Origin of the sequence: Natronorubrum thiooxidans (assembly GCF_900156475.1) — an archaeon.
Lineage (GTDB): Archaea > Halobacteriota > Halobacteria > Halobacteriales > Natrialbaceae > Natronorubrum > Natronorubrum thiooxidans.
On sequence record NZ_FTNR01000010.1, the window covers coordinates 1 to 20,255 of the forward strand.

The 20,255-nt window shown below is 59.8% G+C and carries 21 protein-coding genes, 1 tRNA gene and 1 pseudogene; 11 read left to right on the forward strand and 12 right to left on the reverse strand.

Annotation, left to right across the window (positions count from 1 at the left end):
- From BW940_RS13530 to BW940_RS13545, 4 genes and pseudogenes are all read right to left on the reverse strand, one after another.
- A pseudogene (locus BW940_RS13530) lies at positions 1-512 on the reverse strand (ISH3 family transposase); the annotation flags it as partial.
- A gap of 26 nt (positions 513-538) precedes the next feature.
- Positions 539-2,359, reverse strand: a complete 1,821-nt coding sequence (locus tag BW940_RS13535; RefSeq protein ID WP_076609757.1) for a hypothetical protein — start codon at positions 2,357-2,359, stop codon at positions 539-541.
- Positions 2,360-2,364: 5 nt separating this feature from the next.
- Positions 2,365-4,140: an ATP-dependent helicase gene (locus BW940_RS13540; RefSeq protein ID WP_076609758.1), complete on the reverse strand. Its 1,776-nt coding sequence runs from the start codon at positions 4,138-4,140 to the stop codon at positions 2,365-2,367.
- The gene (locus BW940_RS13545) at positions 4,137-5,165 is read right to left on the reverse strand and encodes a hypothetical protein (protein ID WP_076609759.1); all 1,029 of its coding nucleotides are present in this window, start codon (positions 5,163-5,165) and stop codon (positions 4,137-4,139) included. Before BW940_RS13545 ends, BW940_RS13540 begins: the two co-directional genes overlap by 4 nt.
- Positions 5,166-5,353: 188 nt before the next feature.
- On the opposite strand from BW940_RS13545, the gene BW940_RS13550 reads away from it, so the two are divergent.
- Positions 5,354-5,632, forward strand: a complete 279-nt coding sequence (locus BW940_RS13550) for a helix-turn-helix domain-containing protein (RefSeq protein ID WP_076609760.1) — start codon at positions 5,354-5,356, stop codon at positions 5,630-5,632.
- A gap of 852 nt (positions 5,633-6,484) precedes the next feature.
- On the opposite strand, the gene BW940_RS13555 is transcribed toward BW940_RS13550, so the two are convergent.
- Complete coding sequence (locus BW940_RS13555) at positions 6,485-6,967, reverse strand: hypothetical protein (RefSeq protein ID WP_143823898.1); 483 nt, start codon at positions 6,965-6,967, stop codon at positions 6,485-6,487.
- A gap of 435 nt (positions 6,968-7,402) precedes the next feature.
- On the opposite strand from BW940_RS13555, the gene BW940_RS13565 reads away from it, so the two are divergent.
- Positions 7,403-7,618, forward strand: a complete 216-nt coding sequence (locus BW940_RS13565; RefSeq protein ID WP_143823899.1) for a hypothetical protein — start codon at positions 7,403-7,405, stop codon at positions 7,616-7,618.
- Positions 7,619-7,680: 62 nt separating this feature from the next.
- Here the strand turns inward: BW940_RS13565 and BW940_RS13570 are convergent, their stop codons facing one another.
- Positions 7,681-8,514, reverse strand: coding sequence for a hypothetical protein (locus BW940_RS13570; protein WP_076609764.1), 834 nt, complete (start codon positions 8,512-8,514; stop codon positions 7,681-7,683).
- A 665-nt stretch (positions 8,515-9,179) separates the two neighbouring features.
- Between BW940_RS13570 and BW940_RS21510 the strand changes: the two genes are divergently transcribed.
- On the forward strand, positions 9,180-9,317 hold the full coding sequence (locus tag BW940_RS21510; RefSeq protein WP_159440169.1) for a hypothetical protein: 138 nt from the start codon (positions 9,180-9,182) through the stop codon (positions 9,315-9,317).
- 210 nt (positions 9,318-9,527) lie between these two features.
- Here BW940_RS21510 and BW940_RS13575 read toward each other — a convergent pair whose 3' ends face one another.
- Both BW940_RS13575 and BW940_RS13580 read right to left on the reverse strand, forming a co-directional pair.
- A complete protein-coding gene (locus BW940_RS13575) occupies positions 9,528-10,505 on the reverse strand; it encodes a DUF4268 domain-containing protein (protein WP_076609765.1) in 978 nt (325 codons plus the stop codon).
- A gap of 245 nt (positions 10,506-10,750) precedes the next feature.
- Positions 10,751-11,083, reverse strand: a complete 333-nt coding sequence (locus BW940_RS13580) for a hypothetical protein (RefSeq protein ID WP_143823900.1) — start codon at positions 11,081-11,083, stop codon at positions 10,751-10,753.
- Between the two features lie 290 nt (positions 11,084-11,373).
- Between BW940_RS13580 and BW940_RS13585 the strand changes: the two genes are divergently transcribed.
- From BW940_RS13585 to BW940_RS13600, 5 genes are all read left to right on the forward strand, one after another.
- On the forward strand, positions 11,374-11,952 hold the full coding sequence (locus BW940_RS13585) for a hypothetical protein (RefSeq protein ID WP_076609767.1): 579 nt from the start codon (positions 11,374-11,376) through the stop codon (positions 11,950-11,952).
- Positions 11,949-12,272 carry a hypothetical protein gene (locus BW940_RS13590; RefSeq protein ID WP_076609768.1) on the forward strand — a complete coding sequence of 108 codons (324 nt, stop codon included), beginning with the start codon at positions 11,949-11,951 and terminating at the stop codon, positions 12,270-12,272. Before BW940_RS13585 ends, BW940_RS13590 begins: the two co-directional genes overlap by 4 nt.
- A gap of 146 nt (positions 12,273-12,418) precedes the next feature.
- Positions 12,419-13,120: a hypothetical protein gene (locus tag BW940_RS21080; protein ID WP_143823901.1), complete on the forward strand. Its 702-nt coding sequence runs from the start codon at positions 12,419-12,421 to the stop codon at positions 13,118-13,120.
- Positions 13,113-13,292, forward strand: a complete 180-nt coding sequence (locus BW940_RS13595; RefSeq protein ID WP_076609769.1) for a hypothetical protein — start codon at positions 13,113-13,115, stop codon at positions 13,290-13,292. Before BW940_RS21080 ends, BW940_RS13595 begins: the two co-directional genes overlap by 8 nt.
- 291 nt (positions 13,293-13,583) lie before the next feature.
- On the forward strand, positions 13,584-13,910 hold the full coding sequence (locus BW940_RS13600; RefSeq protein ID WP_076609770.1) for a hypothetical protein: 327 nt from the start codon (positions 13,584-13,586) through the stop codon (positions 13,908-13,910).
- A gap of 218 nt (positions 13,911-14,128) precedes the next feature.
- Here the strand turns inward: BW940_RS13600 and BW940_RS13610 are convergent, their stop codons facing one another.
- The 3 genes from BW940_RS13610 to BW940_RS13620 form a co-directional block, all read right to left on the reverse strand.
- Complete coding sequence (locus tag BW940_RS13610) at positions 14,129-15,550, reverse strand: FAD-dependent oxidoreductase (protein WP_076609772.1); 1,422 nt, start codon at positions 15,548-15,550, stop codon at positions 14,129-14,131.
- Between the two features lie 496 nt (positions 15,551-16,046).
- Positions 16,047-17,165 (reverse strand): tyrosine-type recombinase/integrase, encoded by a 1,119-nt coding sequence (locus tag BW940_RS13615; RefSeq protein WP_076609773.1) that lies wholly within the window; start codon positions 17,163-17,165, stop codon positions 16,047-16,049.
- A 163-nt stretch (positions 17,166-17,328) separates the two neighbouring features.
- Positions 17,329-17,400: transfer RNA gene (locus BW940_RS13620), tRNA-His, on the reverse strand.
- A 172-nt stretch (positions 17,401-17,572) separates the two neighbouring features.
- Between BW940_RS13620 and BW940_RS13625 the strand changes: the two genes are divergently transcribed.
- A complete protein-coding gene (locus tag BW940_RS13625) occupies positions 17,573-18,028 on the forward strand; it encodes a DUF5814 domain-containing protein (RefSeq protein WP_076609774.1) in 456 nt (151 codons plus the stop codon).
- A gap of 3 nt (positions 18,029-18,031) precedes the next feature.
- Here BW940_RS13625 and BW940_RS13630 read toward each other — a convergent pair whose 3' ends face one another.
- Positions 18,032-18,448: a CopG family transcriptional regulator gene (locus tag BW940_RS13630; RefSeq protein WP_076609775.1), complete on the reverse strand. Its 417-nt coding sequence runs from the start codon at positions 18,446-18,448 to the stop codon at positions 18,032-18,034.
- A gap of 118 nt (positions 18,449-18,566) precedes the next feature.
- Between BW940_RS13630 and BW940_RS13635 the strand changes: the two genes are divergently transcribed.
- Entirely contained in the window at positions 18,567-19,532 is a 966-nt protein-coding gene (locus tag BW940_RS13635) for a VOC family protein (protein ID WP_076609776.1), read from the forward strand.
- The gene (locus tag BW940_RS13640; RefSeq protein WP_076609777.1) at positions 19,529-20,203 is read left to right on the forward strand and encodes an alpha/beta hydrolase; all 675 of its coding nucleotides are present in this window, start codon (positions 19,529-19,531) and stop codon (positions 20,201-20,203) included. The genes BW940_RS13635 and BW940_RS13640 overlap by 4 nt, the downstream gene beginning before the upstream one ends.
- Positions 20,204-20,255: the final 52 nt, after the last annotated feature.

Here is a 20,255-nt window from a genome sequence, read left to right on the forward strand (position 1 = left end):
GCGTCGGCCTCTTTCTCATCGCTACGGACGTACGTCATCGTCAACGTCACTGGCTTTCCGTTCGAGACGAGATACGCCGTGCAGTACCGGTGGCATGTCGTTGTTCCGTCTTTCGCGTGCATGCGGCAGAGTTCACCTTCTTCATCGGCGTACGTTCCGTGGTAGGGGTTATCGACGAAGTCAATGGAAACGATCCTCGACCGATTAGGGTCGAGGATCGTCATCGCTACCTCTCTGAGAAGGCGGTTAGCAACCCGCTCAAGCCACTCTCGGTTGAGCGTATGGAGCCAGTCCATGACAGTATCGTCACAGACAGCGTTGTCGTTGTCCTTGCACGTCTCCCAGATGGACGTCTGATTGACTGCTGCAAGAATGACAACAGCCCAGATATCGCCGGGATCGAGGGGCGAGCCCTCGATCCCTGGCAAAGGGAGCTGGCAGATGACGTCTTTCGCTAGATCTTTTACGTCCGAGTCCGAAAGAACACCGTCTGGTTGAGGGGTTTTGAACACATTCACTTAACCAGACATCTTCCACATCAGATCAACGCTTTAGCTCCAGCACTCATACCGGTTGGGAAGTACCGATATTCGTTCTCGATGCGTGAGAGGGTCGCGTTGAACACCACCGCGTCGAGGCCGTAATCGTTGAACAGTGGCCCGATGTTGTGTTCGTTGGCGACGTGCCGGATGGCTGCCCACGGAATCGGATCTGACGTCGGGATGTACCGTTCTTTCTTCGCGTGCTTCCACGCCTCCCACACCTCGCGGCGGCTGAGCGGGCCTTCGGGTGCCGAGGGATGGCGGACGCCTGCCTTGCACAGGATGTACGTCAGCGCGTTGTACGCCACTTTGTACTTGTGTTCGTAGGCGAGTTCGTCGCTGATGATGACGAAGTAGTCCTCTCGACTGCCGTGGTGGCCGAGCGGGTTGTTGAGGCGGTCACCCTCGCTAAACCCGGTGACATCACGGAGTGTCAAGTCCCACAGTTCGGACTGCTGACGGTCGTCAGAATCGGTGTCAGAATCCTCGTGTCGATTACGTTCGCGGCGCGACTGCTCTCGGGCGGCATTCTTGCGGGCTTCCTCGCTGGCGGCGGGGTGGTACCCAGCCGGCTTTGCGGAGGCGGCGAGCGCGCGGATGTTGCCACCCCACTCCTGCACGTAGTCGTCGACATCCATCTTGTGCCCACAGGGACGTGGGGGCGTTCCCACCCGAACGTCGATGCCTCGGTCGGCGAGGCATTCGCCCGTCTTGACCGCACCCTTGATACCGTGACCGTGCTGCTCGATGCTGAGCACGTCCGTTATGCGGCTGGGGTCGTCCCCTTCGAGACGCGCGACGTTCGCCTCCTCTGAGTCTTGGAGGATATAGACGCGCTCAATCTCGTAGTCGTTAAGAACGCGGACGAGCCGCTCCTGCGCGTCGCCGCTGAACTGGGTGGTGACCGGCGAGATCGCCGAGATGCCCTGTTCGTGGAGCGTGTACGCGTCTGCGATGCCCTCGGTGATGACGGTCGGCTCGCTCTCCTCGATGGAGTCGAGGCCGCAGATTGGTTCCTTCAGAGGCACATTGTCACGGCTGATGAGCGGCTTGTCGTACTTGCCGTCCTTCCAGTCGGACGGGTGGCCGGAGTCCCGCGAGATGGCGAACACGGGCTCGCCATCGTAGATGTACGGGATGACGTACCGGCCCTGCCACATCGTGTAGAGGTTGCCGTCATCGTTCTCGCCGAACAGGCCGGTCGCCAGCATCTCCTCGCGACTGAACCCCTGTTCGTGGAGGTGAACCATCAGGGCCTCGCCGTCTGCGGGCGCCCACCCAACCATCTTCTCCGCGATCAGGTCGTCGCTCCAGCCGCGTACCTCGACGAAGTATTCGCGCGGTGTGTCAATTTCGACCTCGTCGACGCCGGCGAGGTCACGGTCGAGCTGTTCGTGGTAGTACCGGCACGCGACGTTCATCGCCGCGAGCGCGCGGTCGACGTCCACCTCCGGTTCGACTTTCTCGTCCTCGTCGTCCGTCTCCTCCTCGTCGCGATCGTCGTCCTCGTCAGTGGTCTGCGGGACGCGTTCACCGACGTCTCCGGTGACCTCCTCGTCCGTGTCCTCGCGCTGTGCGTGACTGGAACCGGCCAGCCAGTACCGTCCGTGTTCGTCGCGTTCCAACCATCCCTTCGATACCGCCCGCTCGACTCGGGGGCGGGCGCGGTCAGCCGTCTCGAAGAACCGCCTCCCGACGAGGCGGGCGAGCGTGTCCTCGTCGACGCCGTCGAGCGGGTTGTTGCCCGCGTCGCCGTCGTCATAGGCCTCTTCGATGATTTCGATCCAATCGGTCTGGGAGAGCTTGCGGTGCGTCATTGCCCTTAGTCTGCATGTTGGGTTTCGGTGCTGTCTGTCGTGCTGTGCGGGAGTCCGTCGCGGAACAGCGGCATCTGCTTGCCCGAGAAGAACTCGCGGGCGATAACCAGCTCCTCGCTGGCCCGCGTCGCCGCGACGTAGTACAAGCGTCGTTCCTCGGCGCGGAACTCGTCGTCGTCCCACCACTTCTCAGCGAGGTTGCGCGGATAGCCGGCGAAGGTCACGACCGCAGGGGCCTGTCGCCCCTTCGCGGCGTGGATGGTGCCGATCTTGATGTTCTCGGCGGCCTCGCGTATGTCCACGCCCGGGGACTCAGCGGCGGTCAGCACCATCTTCTTGCGCCATCCACCAGTCTCGAGCTTCTGCGCGATGTCGGAGATGTCCGAACAGCCCGGGAAGGCCGTCCAAATCGGGACGTCGGGTGCATCCTCTACGTCCGCCGGCGGGCCGGCATAGTCGGCGTCGCACTGCCTCCACCGGCGGTCGCTCGCCACCGCGGCGTCGATGAGCTGGTAGGCGTCCTCGTAGTCGAGGACGTCTGTGCCAGCGGCCATCCCTCGGAGGAGTTCGGCGACGTCGATCCAGCGGTCAGTCCACGGGTGCGTCTCCTCGGGATCGGCGTACGCTGGCGCGAACTTCATGCCAATCCCCGAGAACGGAACGCCCTGCTTTCGGAGCGCCCGAGCGATACTCTTCGCGTGTCGATTTGTTCGAGCAAGCAGGTACACGTCCCCGCCGTCGTCCGCATCGTGGCGGTCGAGGAGGCTGAGCGCAAGCTCCGCCGCCTCCACGTCCGTCCACAGGGACTGCTCCCGTGCAACACCCTCGTCGTCGAGCGCACTGTTGATCCCGCTCTCGGGGAGGATGCCGCGGGCGACGCGAGTGACTGCCTCGGGGCATCGGTAGCTCTGCCTGCGGACGTTCTCGACGTCGACGGGCGTCTCGTCGAACAGCCACGGCTTCGCGCCCTTGAACGAGTAGATAGACTGGTTCTCGTCGCCGGCGATCACGGCGAGGTCGTACTGATCCGCGTCCATCCACTCGCGGAGGATGAGGTACTCCGCCGGTGCGTAGTCCTGAAACTCGTCGATGAACAGCACGCTGCAGTCGGGCCAGCGCGCGTACTGCGGCTCTTCGTGGAGCTTCGTCGCGTACTCGCAGATGTAGTCGTGATGCTCGTAGAGCCCCTGCTCGTCCTTCCACGCGCGGTACTCGGCGAGGATGGCGGCAACCTCCGAGCCCGCGTACGTGGTGTCAACGGGCACCTCGTCAATCCACTCGGGCGTGAGTTCGACGCGACTAGCGTCAATGGCGTCGCCGTGCTGCATCAGCCACTGGTCGATCGCGAGGAGCTTCTCGCCCTCGCTCATCTCCCGTGACTCGTCTTCCTCGGCCTTCCGCAGGAGATTACCGGAGGGCTTGAACCGGATGCCGCGGTCGGTGAAGAACTCGTGGATGGTGTCGTCGTCGCCCGCGCCCGTCACGATGTCGTCCCCGTTGACACCGTTGAGCGACTTGACGAGCGAGTGGAGGGTCGTGACCCGCTCGGCCACGGTGTCGAAGTCGTCCGGCGTGAACGGGCCGTCGCCGCCGCAGAGGTCAATCACGAGGTCTCTGGCGTGCGAGTTCGTGAAGCTGATCCAGCGGAAGTCGTCCAGTTCGTAGCCGTCGTCAAGGAGTTCCTCTGTGCGGTGGAGGATCTCCGTGGTCTTTCCCGCGCCCGGGACGCCGCGGATGCGGTACACGTCCGCATCGTTGAGTTCGTCGGCGTCAGGTATCATGCGTCGATCACCCGCTCGTCGGCGGACGTTTCGCTATCCTCGTCATCACCTCCCATCAGGTCAGTCTCGTCAATGTTGAGCGCCTCTGGATCGAACGGGTAGCAGTGAATCTGCTCCCCGTCGACGGTGACGCGGTGAGTACTGTTGATCGTGTGACCGTTGCGCTGGAGCGCACCGGACAACTTACCGTGGTAGCCGGTGCCCGACTTGTTCGTCTGCTCCTCGACAACCTCCTCGATGGCCTCGGACTTGACCCACACTGTGGGCTCGTCGAACCGGCTGTCGGACGCATCCTCGTACAGGGCACCCCAGTGTCGGGAGATGAACTGTTCGCGGTCGCGGGTCGCGGCGGTGCTGCACCGCTGCGCAACGCGATCCGTCACGCGGTCGGCGATAATATCTTCCTCTGTCGCCTGCTCGGTCATCGCCACGGTTTTCTGCGCGTTCCAGTCCTCCCAGATCGCGTTCCAGTCCTGATCGCCAATCTCCGGTTCGACGAGGAAGTTCTGGTAGTACTTCGCCTTCACCGTCTCGGCGCTGTCGCTCCTCCACTCGGAGAGGTCGAAACGGAAGATCCGCGTGCCGTCGATGGGGGAGGATGTGGGTGATTCCACCCACACCATCACGGTGAGTCCATCGGCGGACTGATACGCCTTCACGTCGCTCGTAAGCTCCTCCACGAGCTTCTTCGCATCAGGCGTCATTTCTGTCGTCTCGTCGTCCTTCATCGTCAGGGCCAGCTCGCGGAGCTTCGTTTTCAGCCAGCCGCTGTTAAGATCGTCGCGGTCGGCGGCGTCCGCCATCTGGTTGCCGTACTTTTTGCGCTTCTGCTCGCTCTCGAACCAGTCGCGCTGCCAGTCGTCGCGGTACAGCATCTCGTCGTCCGTCGCGTCGCGGAGGCGGACGCGCATTTCGTCAGCGGAGACCTCGATGCTGAGGTGGTAGTTGTTTCCGATGTCGATGACTAGCTCGTCGTCACCTGCGTCACCTTCGCCCGGTCGCTGAATTACCTCGATTTCCTGCATATTCGCTGGAGAGGGTGAGTCCTCCGAGCTGGAATGGACGCGCCGATTAGGGGCGGCGCCGGGGTCTGGAGAGCCCATTGGACTCGCTCGAGCATATCCGGGAACAACATAAAAGATACACGCTACAGGGGGTGAGATGTATACGGCTCGGGCCACTCTTTTATATTTCCATCTATAACCAACACACGATGACGGGTCAGACTGACGCGCCGCCACAGCTCTCCAAGACGGACACCACGCTCCTTGGTCATCTCCGTGACGGACGGAGCACGCCTTCCATCCTCAGTGATGAAGACGATGTCTCCAGCAGCAGATCGTACGTCAGCAAACGTCTCTCCAAGATGCGTGACCAAGGCCTCGTCGAGCTGGTTGACGACCGGCACATCAGCCTCTATCAGATCACCCCAAAGGGCGATCGGGCTCTCGACGCGTGGCGCGAACTCCGAACAGCACTCGCCGAATCCTGACCTCTTCTTGCACATCTTTGGACTTCCTCACAACCAGTAGTGGTCTTTGCACCCTTATGCACGCGCGTTGAGGGGGCAGGTGGGGGGATACATACCCCTCTCTGCCGGATCGGGGGCGGGGGGTGAGGAATTTCGGCAGTAGAACCCTACCATATGCTCAATAACAGGCAGTAGAGCAATTGTTAGGGTCAAACCATCCCCAACATTCACCGCCGTTGTCTGGCGATTGGAAATGTGGGGGCAAATCACGCTCTACATTTCCCGGCCTAGTCGGGAGGTTCTTGAAACCAGATCTAAGGATTATGGCGCTCAAAGGTGGGTTAGCGGCACGTTCGGCGGCAACGCGCCCGCGTAAAGGGGCCAACACCTCCCGACTGGGTTCGTAGTACCGTGGCGGGATCTCGGCGGCGAACCCCGTCCTGCGTGAGGTTTACACCGGTTCAGGGCCTACTATCGGATGGAGCCGGTTGCTGGTTCCCGTGGTCTGGAGAGCCCACTTTCCTGCGCCTGCTTTCTGGGCGTAGGACGCTTCACGTCCCGCCAGCCCTACATCTGTTTCGCGTCTACGATGCGGTGTAGCCGGATTCTGGGTCTTCTTTCTGAGGTAAGGGGGGATCAGATAAGGCGGCGTCGAAAGCTGAAGGACTCGGTTGGCATCAGCAAGCGATGGCGCGCCGTACTGGCGAACGCTGTAGTGCCGTACGTGGCGTCTGAGGGTGTGGGTGACGTGGAGGTCATACGAGAACGAAGAGGCCAAATCTGCGTCTGTGAGCGGGTTCCTCGAAGCGATGTCGGCGTGGAAGGTTCTATAACCTTCTCGCCGAACAGGGAATGGAGATATTCCCCGGACTCCTATTCTTTGGGCGGATACCAGAAGACCGTCTTTTCTACCTCCTCTTCGGAATAGTAATCAGTGAAGTAGTGGCGTTTACGAATCTCGATCTCGTCTAGTGAGATTACCTCTGGCCACGCGACGCGTCGAAGCCTTTGACGTCCCATTGTCGGATGCTTAGGCTTGGACACTGTTCCAACCTTTCCTATCTGACCGGGAAATACCATCTTCGTCGCCAAGACTGTACAACTTAAGTCAGGGATATAGACGAGAAGTGCAAATTTTCCTCGAGTAACAAGTTCTACCCACTGGTCGTCCCAGACAGCAAATTTCCCGACTGACCCATCTTCGTATTCGCATGCACAGGACTTGATCTCAATTGGCTCATCGTCTTCAGTGCGCGCATCGTGCCACGACGCATGATCCTCAATGAGGCCATATTCCTCGATTACGTGTGTTTCGGCTCGCTTCCAGCGCGGCGGTGGATCACTATGAGGGAGCATCTGTTCCTGCCACGAATACAACGACTTCACTGTCGACCACCTCGTACAGTACGCCTGAAATCGGACGTCGTTCGGATGCTGGCTAGTATAGACATGCCTGTCTTGGCTCCGGTGAACGGAATCTTGTCGTCGCTACCGCGGCTCCAGCTGGCTTCTGTTGCTGGGGCCAGTCTCGAGGATCTTCCGATCGGTTATAGCAATTTTGTCAGAATCGCGATCTCGGATAGATCATCGAATTTGCTGTCTATCTGGATGTGCTACGAGTAATAGAATGCTTCCGGAAAATCGTCTCCTTACCTTCTTGCTCTTCTTTCGAACACGAGGAAGAATGAGTGGTTCTTGCGTGCTCGTCGTTGCTCGTACGTGCGGCCAATCGTCGATGCGATGCCCACCGCCCTGCACGCCGTCTGCATCGCCCTAGAAGCCCCCAGTGCGATGGCCCTTGCCGAAGCCCGCCGCCACGCGCTCGCCGAACACCTCGCGGAACTCCCGCACGCCACCGTTCTCGCCCCCGACGGACGCGGCATCACCTCGGAGAGCGACAACTGGGCCACGAACGCGTGGGCGGGGTTCTGCCGCACCCTCGACAACATCATCGACCGCCCACGCGTGCAGGACGCGCTCGACGACACGCACGCAGAAGAACAGTAGTCGTCAGTCTCGCTGAACTCCAACTCAGTGGCCAGACTCGCCGGGTATCGATCGCAGCCCTGCTACCCGAATAGACCACCGCTGTCGTCGTCCTCATCGTCACCGAGATTGAACACCGCCTCTGCCACCGCCTTCTTCGCCTCACCGTAGCCGTGTTCGGGGATCAGACCGACACCAACCCGATCCCAGATTTTGGCGATGTAGTTCCGGTTCTCGTTCACCATCTCGGATAGCGTCTCCTCGTCGCGCCCCTTCAGTGCCGCCTGCACGTCGCCGACGGACTCCTCCAACGACTCCACCTTCTCCTCGAGATCCTCGACGTCACCGCGGAGGTCTTTGATTTCCTGCTCGCGGTCAACGTCCTCGCGGATGAGGGAATTGAGGCGGTCGAGACGGTTGTCTACGCGGTCAACGTCACTCTGGAGGGCATCCATCTGACCGTCCCACCCGTCGACAGTCTCCTTGATGTCGTCGATCCGGTTGTTCGCCGTGATTGCACGAGTAGTCGCACCCTCGGCGTGCTGGCGGGTCAGATCGACGTTCTGCAGGAGCTGATCGATCTGCTGTTCCAACTGCCCACGATGGAGTTCCGGGGCGAGGTCAAGGTTCTGCCTGAGGGCGAACGCCTCACCTTCGTCGGTGAGTTGGTAGACGGTGGACTGGTGGCCGTTGTGTTCGCGGGTCTCGCCGGCGTCCTCGACGAGGCCGCGCTCGGCGAGAGCCGACCGGCCACCGGTGTCGAGATCGCACCTGTAGTGGACTTGCTGAGTCTGATCGAAGCCGACTTGTTCCTTGATAAACCCGGCGGTGGCACTACCCCCGGTGTTGAGCAGCACTTCAAGTGTCATCTGACTGTGGAAATCGAGGTCACCCCCTGTTTCTTCCACTTCTCCCATACGTGTTCTAATAGTCGCTCGATTCGGTTAAACACCCTGTTAAAATTAAGATGTTTCTGCTAACAGGGAGAGTACATTTGACGGCGTTTGACGGAAAATCGGGGCCACGACTAGAACAACCCCCGGTGTTCCCTCGAATAGCTCCGGGGCCGCATGGCCCGACGAGGACTGGGGCCTCAAACACCGGCCCCTGTGACCCCGCTTAGAAAACCATTAGATAGGTGATGAATCCTCGAGAAGAGCAGAGTTCCACGGGTGGGAAAGGAGTGCTCCGCAGACTCCGCGAGCGGGATCCCCGCCGGGGTGTCTCCGCAGGTAGAACAGGGGCTCTCAACGATGAAGGGTCGAGCCCCACCAGTTCTCCGGCCACCAGCGTGCTACCTCGAGGAAAGAGACCTCGATACATTGCGTCGACAATAGCAGACATCGGCGCCAGCGGCGGGCAGGCAGGCAGGCCCGCGTCTGCGTGCAGGAGGGACTCCCCGTGAGCATCGCCGCCGAGAATGGCAGCGGAGCAGGCCCCGTCTCGCGGGAGACAGGCTTCCCCAGTGTCCCCTCGAGAACACTGGTTCCTCACCGCGCCCACGCGCAAGCAGGCTTCTCCGGCTGTCTACGCTCAGGTAGGTTCCCAGAACTCTAACACGCAAGAGCGCGAACATACAATCATGATCAGCGACGACGAGATGACTCCCCGAGAGGAGCAGGCCATCGACGATCGCATCGAGGAGATCAACAACGACGAAAAACAATACACCACCGAAGAAGTGGCACAGAGCCTCGACATCGATCTCGACGACGAATAACCACCATTCTACGCACAAGTAGGGTTCCCGGCACTATCGCCGATAAGGTCTCGAGAGTCTCGACACGAACCGAAGGGGTTCCCCGACATCGCCAAGCGAGGAGTTCCGGGGAGACGCCGCGGCTTCGGAGTGGTGGCGAGGACTGACACATGCAAACAGATCATCAAGATCGGGTGTTACCGAGTTCTTGCCGAGGCGTCGGAGCGACAACTACAACTGACTGTGTAACCGCTGGATCCGGCCGGCAAAGGTCGATCGAAGGGCCCGTGTGGCCGATAGGAGCCATTGGTGATACGCGTCGTATCGGTTCACGGCCCGAAGGTCAAACTCGCCCTCGCTGTACTGGGTGGCGATGACGTCACGGATTTTGTCCTCTGACCCGCGTTCCCACGTGATCTCGGCGTCGCCCCTGATGCGAGAGCGTAACTCCTCGCCGATCTCCTGTCGGTTGGCTTCGAACGCGTCGAAGGCGGTGTGGTCGTCGTCCTTGTCGATCTCCAACCGGACGGCGAGGCCGGTTCCCGTGGCCCGCAGCGATAGCCGGTAATCGCTGGTCGAGATGTCAGCAGCGATAGGGAGGTGATAGACGTGCGGAGCCGAGGAGGAATGGGGGTGGACATCCCCGCTAGCGAGGGCCTCGTTACCCTCGTCTTCAGCGATCGCGACGAACTGCTTGAAGAACTGCTCCTGATAGACGCCGCGATCGACGTCCTCGCCGTAGGGCCACTCGGTCGGCTCAACCTCCGGCACGAGGCGGAACGCCGCCCGGTTGCACCCCTCGATTTCGACCACCTCGGCCCGTAGTGCAAACACGGCCCGGTCGGCGGTCTCGTTATGGTCGCGCACTGCCTCGCGGTGGCCATCGGTGAACTCGCCGGCGATCCACACGATCACATCGGCGTCAAGGTTCGCCGAGTAGGTGTTCGCCTTCCCCCAGTGGTCGTGGTCGGAGCGGCCGAACTGGTTCTCCACAACGACCTCCACACCGAAGGTCTCATCCCGAGCGTAGATGTCGACGAAGTAGCCCTCGACCTCGCGTTCGAGTTCCTCGGCGACCAGACCGTGCAGGCCAAGCACCTCCCGCAGGTAGTGGATGTTGTCCTTGTCAGCCAGCCACGCGCTGAAGGACTCCTCGTCGGCCCAGTACTCAGAGAAGGGAGGGCGCTGGAGAGTACTGAATTCCGTCATATCCCACAATGTTGTGGCCCAACGTATGTGCCTTGCTCCCTACTTCCGGCGAACGGGTCTGGAGCGGTACTACTGCAGGATCAAGACCGGGAACGCGTCCTTCGAGCGATCACAGAGCGCAGCGATGAAGCAGCTCGAACGAGAGAAGCACATTCTCAAGATCCGAATGCTCATCGAAGAGTTGGCCGATTACCCCCTGTGAATTCACGAGGTCGAATTGCCGACCTAACTAAGGCTATTTCGACTTACTCGTCTTGCCGTGCGTTTGCGTCCGCGCCGAAGCTCTGCCGGGGCTGGTATCCGTACTCGCGAAGCAGTCCGTGGAGTGCTTGTCCGACCTCGTGGCGCACATCGGTCTCCCGGATCACCGCCGCACGCTCGGTTTCATCGGTGGCGAGTCCAGAGCGTTCCTCCGCGTCGCTCTCCATCTGTACCTCGTTACCCTCCTCGATCTGTGACTGTGCGAACGCGTCTATCGCATCCGCGAAGTCCTCGTATCCGCTGAACTCCTCGACCGCATCTTCGGCCGCTTCCTCGGCCTCGGCCATGTGTTCTGCAACGTCGTAATCACGTGACATAGGGACGACGAGGAACAGCAAGCACATTAATTTGGTTGGTGTGCCGTCGTCTGGTCACTTCATCGGTTTCGTTTGAATTCTCTATCCGTCACAGCTGTAGGGAAGACCTGATCACGGCCTCATTCCATCGACTATCAACGAATCGGTGTAGGTCAGTATGATTCCCTCTATGCAGGAGGGCAGTCGGAACTGGGATATTTACCCTATAGCTACTGAGAACACACTACTCCACAGTACCCTCACTAAGGAAAATACTGAGTGGTAGTGTGTTGTTCTGTGGAGTAAGGGGAATGACGACGATGACTATAACCGGCGACGGAATCTCCATCAAGCGCGAGGTCTCCGAGGAGACGGCACTCGAAGTCATGGAGGTCGCAATGAGTGACGAAATGAACGACGACGCTCCCACCGTCACCGTGGCCCTGAGCGGCGAGGGCATGGAGTTCGGTCGAGAGGTGTCCGAAACGGCCGGCGTCGAGGCGATGGACGTCGCCGTTCATGGAGGTTCACGGATGGTTGCCGAGAGAGAAGACGAAAGTGCCGGCGCTGACGGACTCCCGGACGACTTCTTCGACCGTCTGTCGACACGGCAGCGAGTCATGTTGGAAATCCTGCTCGAATCAGACGGAGAGTGGATGCGCGGCACCGATATTCGGCAGAAGATGCGCGAGGACTATGACATGGACGTCGGCGAGGGCGGCCGGGCAACCGCCGGTGTCATTGCCGGACTCACCCGGAAGTACAACGAGGAGTTTAGACGAGAGATGATTCCCGGACAGTGGGCCGACGAGACCCAGCAGCACGCGGAGTTCAAGATCGGTGAGAAGTACAAGGAAGAGATTCAAAGAGGCCTCAAGGAGGAAGGATGACCCGCGATACGCTCCCCGATGACTTCTTCGATCGGCTGTCCCCGAAGAAGGAGGCACTGTTACAGGTGCTGCTTGACGCTGAGGGCGACTGGGTTCGCGGCGTCGATATTCGAGAGCGGATGCGACAGGAGTACGGTCTATCCGTCCCCCACCATCCCGGCGCAATCGCCGTCCATCTCGGCCATTACACGCAATGGTACTCCGAAGAATTCCGGCGGGACGTGATTCCCGGCAGGTGGGTCGATAACAGCCGCACGCACGCAGAGTTCAAAATCGGCGAAAAGTACGAGGACGAATTGCGCGAATGGTTCGGTAAGTAGTCGCAACTGTCTGTTCCCACGTCCTCAACAAGTAGGAGATCACCGACGACCTCTAGGAGCGGTGCGAGGGGGTGGCCAATGTGACCGGCGATGACACCACCGAAACATTCTAAAATCTCGACTGTGCGACTATTAATCTACACAAGATGGTAAGCAAGCGGGAAACTCTTCTTGGGATATTTTATTACCTCGCCGGTTTAGCCGTTACTCTCGCCAGCCCGGAATTGGAAGTTCCTCAGCGGTTCGTGGTATTCAGTCTGTTTGCATCGATTGTTTTTGTTATTGAGTCAGGAAGGCGGGTTCTGAAGAGGAGAAAAGAAGATGCAATCTCACGGGAGCCACAGGTTGAAGTATTGCTCGACGGGTTAATAGAAAAGTATCGAGAGCGATCTGACTGCCACCTTCGCGCAAACGTCATGGTGCCGTTCGAGAATCGTCCAATCCAATCACAGTTTCTTAAACGACGATCCTACACGACGCTTGAGTTCAAAGACCATACTGGTGGATATTCTGAGCAAGAACTAGAATTATCATACGAGTCTGGACAGGGATCATGCGGCCTCGCTTGGAGACGATGCCGACCAGTAATATATGGAGAAGGTCAGAGAGAAGCGGCAGAGAAAGCGATGACTGATACCCAATTAGAGAAGGCCGGTCACGTAGAATCAGTCCTAAGTGTTCCAATCTACGAAAACGAGAGACGCCCAGAGAATCTTGTTTGTGTAGTGAATGTCGACAGTGAAGATAGCCTGTCCGAAACTTGTTTTACAGAGGACGATATAATGTCGTACACAGAGCGTCACGCGGACGTCATAGCGGCCACAGTGGAGGAGGACTATCATGCCTGAACAAGAAGCCCGATCCGACGACAAGGGGTACGATACGCTTGAATATGCGAACGAGCAGGGCGGTCAGGTTGGTTCGCTGACGTCCGATGAGCTGTACGAGGTTCTGGATACGGTTCAGTCCAGAGAGATGGCTGAACAAATCCAGCGGAGCTACACTAAACGACAAGATTAGCTGCTTTTTGTAGATCGTTTGTAGCCGTTTCCTATAGTCAGGTATTTCCAGAGGCCGAGGAATACGCTGGCCAGTTGCCGGCCTCGAAGGGCTTGCTCAAAATCCAAGTTGCTTCAGAAACGAACCAAAAACATCGACGCGTACCTCCTCGCCGACCATAACCTGTCGATCAAGGAACCAGCGGACATCGACCGGGACACGTAGACGTTCGACGTAGGGGCTCGATGACTGAGGACAGAATGATGGAGGTCTGGGAGACCATCGCGGTGGAGAAGATCGAGATGGTCAGCGATGAGTGACTCGCCAAGCGAGATCATTGAGGCCGTGCGACAAGCGAACAATCGCGGCGGATGGGCCGTGATTCGGCTCGCCACCGATGTGGAGATTGGTGTCCGCTTCGAGCACGTCGAGATCGTAGAGTCGGATGGAGAATGGGAGACGCGTTCGCTAGCAGCCCCATTCGCTCGCACCCACGGCGGCGGGCCGAGGATGAGCGGCGTGTTGATCGCGTCACAGCGGGATCCGCATCGGTGGTGGGTGTGGGCGACGTGGCTGGAGGCAGGGCCGTCGGTGATCGACGAGCGCCAAGCCCGCGTCGAGGACGTGGATGCTGCATGAGCTAGAGCGCGTTTTGTGTCGTCGTACTTGGATATGCCTGTATTGATGCCAGTGAATGGTTCGTGTTGCGGGTACCGCGTCTTCACTAGTCTCCTGTTGCTGAGGCTGATCTCGAGGATCCTCTTGCTTATTGTAAAAATTTGCCAGAGTCGCGATCTCGGACTGATTGCTGAAGACTACGCTCGAGAGTTGTTGGTCGCGAACGGCTTGGTTTCCACTTAGGCGTCCTCTGGATCGACGTTGACGTTCTGCTGGAAGACGTTCTTGGGATCGTACTCGGCTTTGACATTGGCGAGGCGGTCATAGCTGTCGGCGTAGACCTGTTCCGTCCAGTTCTCCCAGTTGCGTTCCTCAACGCCGGTAAAGCCAGCGTAGGCACCCTCGGCACCTTTGCGACGGAGTTTACGTTCAGTTTCGGCGGCCCAATCAAGGGTGGGCTGATTCTGGAACTCCTCCCAGTTGCCTTCGATAGTAATCATGTATTGCTTATTCTCCCACGCGTAGGCGGCATCGGGGCTGGCGCCAATGTTGCCGCCAAGCGGCCAGACACCAACAGCGGCCATCGGGGTCGGGGCTGCCTCGGTCTGTTCGACGATGAAGTTGCGAATGCCTTCCGTGAGTTCGTCTACGTAGACCGAACGGTGGGTGTACTTGCGGCCCCACGGATACATCTGAGTGCCGAGGTCGTGGAGCGCCTCGTAGGGCATCATGTCGCTCATGTCGATAAGTGGTTCGCCGATCTCACGGAGAGGTGCAATGGCCTCCTCGCCTTCAGCGGGGTCGCCTGCGTAGCAGCCGAGGATGCCGACGGCGTCGGTACCTGCGAGTTCGTCGGGCATCGGCGGGAGGTTCGGAACGTGACCGCTGAGGAAGATGGTGGTCAGTTCCTCGGGTGCGTCGCTCATGACCTGCTGGAAGGTGGCTATCGCGTCATCCACCATCTCGTAGGGGTAAAAGATGCCGAGCGCTTGCACCATCGGGCCAATCTCGTACAGTTCAAACTCGAAATTGGTGACAACGCCAAAGTTGCCGCTACCACCACGTACCGCCCAGAACAGTTCTTCGTTTTGTTCGGGAGAGGCTGTCTGCACCTCTCCGTCGGCCGTGACGATTTCAACGCTACGGAGTGCGTCGATGCCGAGTCCGTGCTTGCGTCGTACCCAGCCAATGCCACCGCTGAGCGTGGAGCCGGGAATTCCGACACTGCCCGCGCTGCCGGTAGGACACGCGAGACCGTGTTCCTGCGTCTCGGCGAGTACGTCCTCAGCGCGAGTGCCGGGTTCGACACGAGCGACTTTCGCCTCGGGATCGACCTGTATGCCGTCCATCTTCGAGAGATCGACGACGAGACCCTGATTGACGACGGCACTGCCCGTCTGATTGTGGGCACCTCCCCTGATCGCGAGTTCGAGTCCGGCGTCCTGAGCGAACTGGACGGCAATAGCCACGTCAGTCGCATTTTCGACGCGAGCGATGACTGCGGGGTACTTATTGATCAGGCCGTTCCACACGGTTCGCGCTTCCTCGTACTCGTCACTATCGGGTAGTACGAGATCGCCCTCAAGGCGCTCAGCAAACTCTCTAATGTCCTGTTCGTCGAGTTCGGCGACCGTCCCAAGCGGATGCTTGTGTACCGACATTAATGTACATTCATGCCCACTCCCCTATAGGTAGTAAAAACTTACATTCAGTTTCTATGATGTATATCGACAACTCAATTTAGAGTGAAGAAATAATAGCCACAACAGGCGGCACAAATAACTGTCCAATGCCTACGTCTGTCTTGACTACTGGAACAGGATTCCGTATCCACGTTCTTGACAACGCGGCAACTCACGTTGCAGAATTGCAAAGTGATTCGAGTTTACTTTGCAATCTTGCAACATCTCTATCTGGACACATCCACACTCGCTGAGGTCACGGATACCCCCATCTCGGGAAGTGAACGTACACAACTGTGCGTCGAGCCTTGAGTACAATTGGAGATAGCCGAGTCTACGCTGATGGAACTGAAGCCTTCGATCGCTACTGCGATCCTTCGGCTGACGATCCGCACATCAAGACCTGCTCAAATCGAACGCAGTGATTGAAGACCTCCACCTGTAAGGCCTGAATGCCTCGTCAGAGGCCAAGTCGTCACATCCTGTCGAGCGCGTCTCTGCGGTCTTCAGGAGGCGTCTGATCGTAGCGCATTGTGGTTTGCTGGGAGCGGTGGCGGAGCTGAGACTGCGCGGCTGCAAGTCCTTCTTCGCGAGCCATGTACGTGCCTGTGGAGTGACGGATCGAGTACCACGAGATGTCGCGGTTCTCCGTCTCAATTCCAGCTTCGTCGCAGAGTTTGCCGAGGAGGTAGTTGAGAGCATTCGAGCCGTACGGATTTCCCTGTGACGTGAGCCAGAGGTAGTCTGAGTCGTCGTACTTGGGACGTGTCTCTCGTTCGGCGAGCCAGCGGTCGAGATGGCGGGCTGTGTCCTCGCGGAGACTGACCGTCCAGTTTTCACCGCCGTTCGTGCCTTTCGAATCCTGCTCCTTCGGGATCCGCAACACCGCGTTTGCGGTGTCCACCCACGAGACGCGTGCGCGTTCGACTTCGATGGGGCGCAAGCCGGCATCCAGACCGGTGGCAACGAGCGACGGCACCTTCCAACTCGTCGCTTTCTCCCACTCTTCGCGTCCGACCTCGCGTTTCGGCATTTCGAATCGTTGTGCGAGATATATTTTCCAGCGATCGCGCTCGTCAGGGTCGACGTAGTCGTACGATGGAATACTGCCGTAATTGAGACCGGCGTCACGGATACGTTGCCGTTCCTCGAGCGTGAGGTAATCGCGAGCGTGGTGGGAGGTCTGGTTTGGTGTGTAGGTCGTTTCAGGTTCCCACTCGTCAGCGCCTTTCTCGTGCGCTTGCCACCACATATACCGTTTGAGGGCTTTCACGTACTGATTCTTGTTTTCATCGCCCCAGTCCTTGTACTTCATCTCATCGACGAACGCGTCCGCGTGTCCGTGCGTCAACGAGGCCGTGTACCCTTCGCGTTCCCACACCCACCGGTAGATCTTCGAGAGACGATAGGCAGTGCTCTCCACTACGCTCTCGCTGTACCCTTTGCCTTCGTCGGGATTCTTGCCCGACTGCCAGAGCCACGTGAGAACTTCGCGGCGGTGGTCTCGGTAGTCCTTGATTTGGAGTTGGTTGAGGTTCTTCGCGTCAATGTCGTGGACGAGAGGGATGCCGTCCGGGAGTTTGGCGTCGCTCATAGCTGTATTTGTCCTGATAGTTTTCCGCAATCGCCGGACGGCGTGGGGATCGGGTATGAGATTTCTTTTCAGCCTTTTCGGCACCCCGGTAACCTTGGGTGATCGCCGGGATACGGATTCTTCGCCAGCGGCTCTGAACCCAGTGATTTTGCGGGAAAAGGAAGTCCGGGTGCGAGAATCGAACCCGCGTCTCAGCCTCCACAAGGCTGAAGGATAACCACTACCCCAACCCGGACACGCTTGCAAGACAAAGTAGGAGCGGTTAGACTCAAATACGTTACGACTCGTGCACGGTCCTATGCGAGTTCGTACCGCGTGAACGGTGGTCGTGAACGCGGCCAGACGGCATCCCACAGCGAACCGGACCGGGACGTTTTTTGGCACACAGGCGCTAGTACTGCCAACGCGTGGCCATCACCGACAAAATCTACGTCAAGAACCACCGCCAGCTCAGCTCCCAGCTCGAGACCAACATCCCGAAGGGGGCGTTCAAGGGTGCAACGCTTGACATCCTCTTTCAGGGTGCGGGCCTCGAGAAACTCGACGAGGCGACCCGTGACCGGGTGCTCGATTTCGCACAGGACTTCCTCGACTGTGGCTGTGACAACAACCCCTACTGTGGCTGTCCGGAGCGGAAGTTCATCCAGTATCTCCTCGAGTTGCGCGCACAGGGACTCGGCCCAGACGCGATCGTCGACGTGATGACCGACGACTACATGGTGTATGCCTACTCCGGCGACGTCCTCTCGTTTCTCGACAACGGTGTCCGCACGCTCGAGGCGGCCGAAGCGCTCGCACGGGTCGAGGGGGCAGACGAGAAATACGACGAGATTCGACGGGCAAAACAAGACCTCGCGAGGTAGCCGCTACCGCAACTGGTAGCGGTCGTCGTCGTCGTCCAGTTCGTCGAGCAGTAGGACCTCGTCTTCTTCTTCCTCGAGTCGATCCTGTAAGTCGTTGACGTAGGCTTTGTACTCGTCGAGTTGTTCCCGCAGGTGGTCGGCCTCGAGCTCGAGCCGTTCGTGTTCGCGGATGAACCGCTTTGGGACTTCGACGGTCGGCGGGAACGATTTCTCACCGTCGCCATCATCGCGGCCCCCAGTCTTCGTCTCGAGGTCGTCTTCCGGAACGACGGCGACCTGTCCGTCGTGGTCGACGAGCAGGTCGACGTAGTCCCGAAACACCGCGGACAACGAGATGTCGCGTTCGGCAGCGATGTCTTGCAGCGCCTCGAACGCGTCCTCGTTTACGCGAAACGAGATTGTCTTGTTCTTGTTGCCCATTGATCGCTACATTATCCGTCATCCCACTTAACCGTTCGTCAGACCCGACAGAGACGACTGTTCGACAGTCTCTTCGCTGGACCAGACTGGCTATGGGCCTCGAGGCCCACTCGCTGGTATGCTTGCTGATACGCCCGGCCTCCACCACGTGACTGGGATTGTCGGGGACGCACAGGCGGCGATCGACTTCTATACGGGCGTCCTCGGCCTCCGACTCGTCACGCAAACGATTAACTTCGAAGACATTCTACAACATCACCTCTATTTCGGCGATGCGGACGGAACGCCCGGAACGGTCCTAACGCAGTTTCCGGATCCCCACGGCGACGCCGGCCGGGTGGGAACGCCACAGGTCGAATCGGTCGCGTTCGTCGTTCCGGACGACGCCCTCGCGTACTGGCAGGAGCGACTCGATGATCACGGGATCGCGGTCGAGGGGCCGTGCGAGCGATTCGGCGAGCGAGCCCTTCGACTCGAGGATCCCGTTGGAACGCAACTCGAACTCGTCGGACATCCACGGCCGACGATCGATCGCGCCACCGTCGAGCCGTGGGCGGCCGGACCGGTTCCGACGGACGTGGCGTTCCGCGGGCTCTCCGGCGTCTCGGTCCTGTCGGTCAATCCCTATGCAACGGCAAGCACACTCGAGACGCTGGGGTTCGAGCATGAGGCCGAACATGCGGCTCGGATTCGGTATCGAGCGTCAGGGACTCGAGCAACGGTCGTCGATATCCTCGATCGCAACGCGCCGTTCGGCCGCGAAGGACAAGGCACGATTCATCACGTCGCGGTTCGCGTTGGGAGCGAAGAGGAACTCCACGAGTGGCGTGCACTCTTCGACGACCGCGGCTACGACGTTTCACGGGTCAAAGACCGTCACTTCTTCCACTCGCTGTACGTCCGCGACCCGGGCGGTGTCCTCTTCGAACTGGCGACCGACACCGGCGGCGTCGCCGCGAGCAACGATGGCGACCGCTCGGGTGAATCGCTGTATCTCCCCAACTGGTTCGAACGGGATCGCGACCTAATCGAGAGCCAACTACCGACGCTGACGGTGCCGACGACCCACACACGCGACCGATGACTGGCTCCGATCGATTCATGGACGCCGTCTCAGGGCCCCACGCTGGCCAGCCGCTGGTGACGGCCGGTGCGCCCGCGCTGGTCGCAGACGCGGCGTTTATCGTCTGTCACGGCCGCGGTGCGACGGCGCAGGGCGTTATCAATCTCATGGAACCGGTCTCCCGCCACGGCGTCGCCGTCCTCGCCCCGCAAGCCGAGCGAAGCCGCTGGTTTCCGAGACGGGCGACAGCCCCGCGGGCGGCCAACGAGCCGTGGCTCTCCTCGAGCGTCGACTGCGTCGGGGCCGCACTCGAAGCCGCCCGAGCGATCGATATCCCGCCCGAACGGACCGTCATCGGCGGCTTCTCGCAGGGGGCCTGCGTCGCCGCTGAGTTCGTCCGCCGGACACCCACCCGCTACGGCGGGCTTGCCGTCCTCTCGGGGGTGCTTCCCGGCTCGGACGACGACCTTGAGGCAACGGTGATCGACGGCTCGCTCGAGGGCACGCCGATGCTCGTCGGCTACGGCGCGGCCGATCCACACGTCGACCCTGAGCGCGTCGCCGAGACGGTCCGCGTGTTCGAACGGGCAGACGCCACGGTCGACGAGCGGTGCTATCCCGTGGGCCACGAGGTCACCGACGACGAGTTCGAGGCGATCGGGACGCTGCTCGAGGCCGTGCTCGAGGGCTAAGCCGGCGACGCTCGAGTCTCTCTGATACGAAAAAGAACGGGAACGGAAGCCG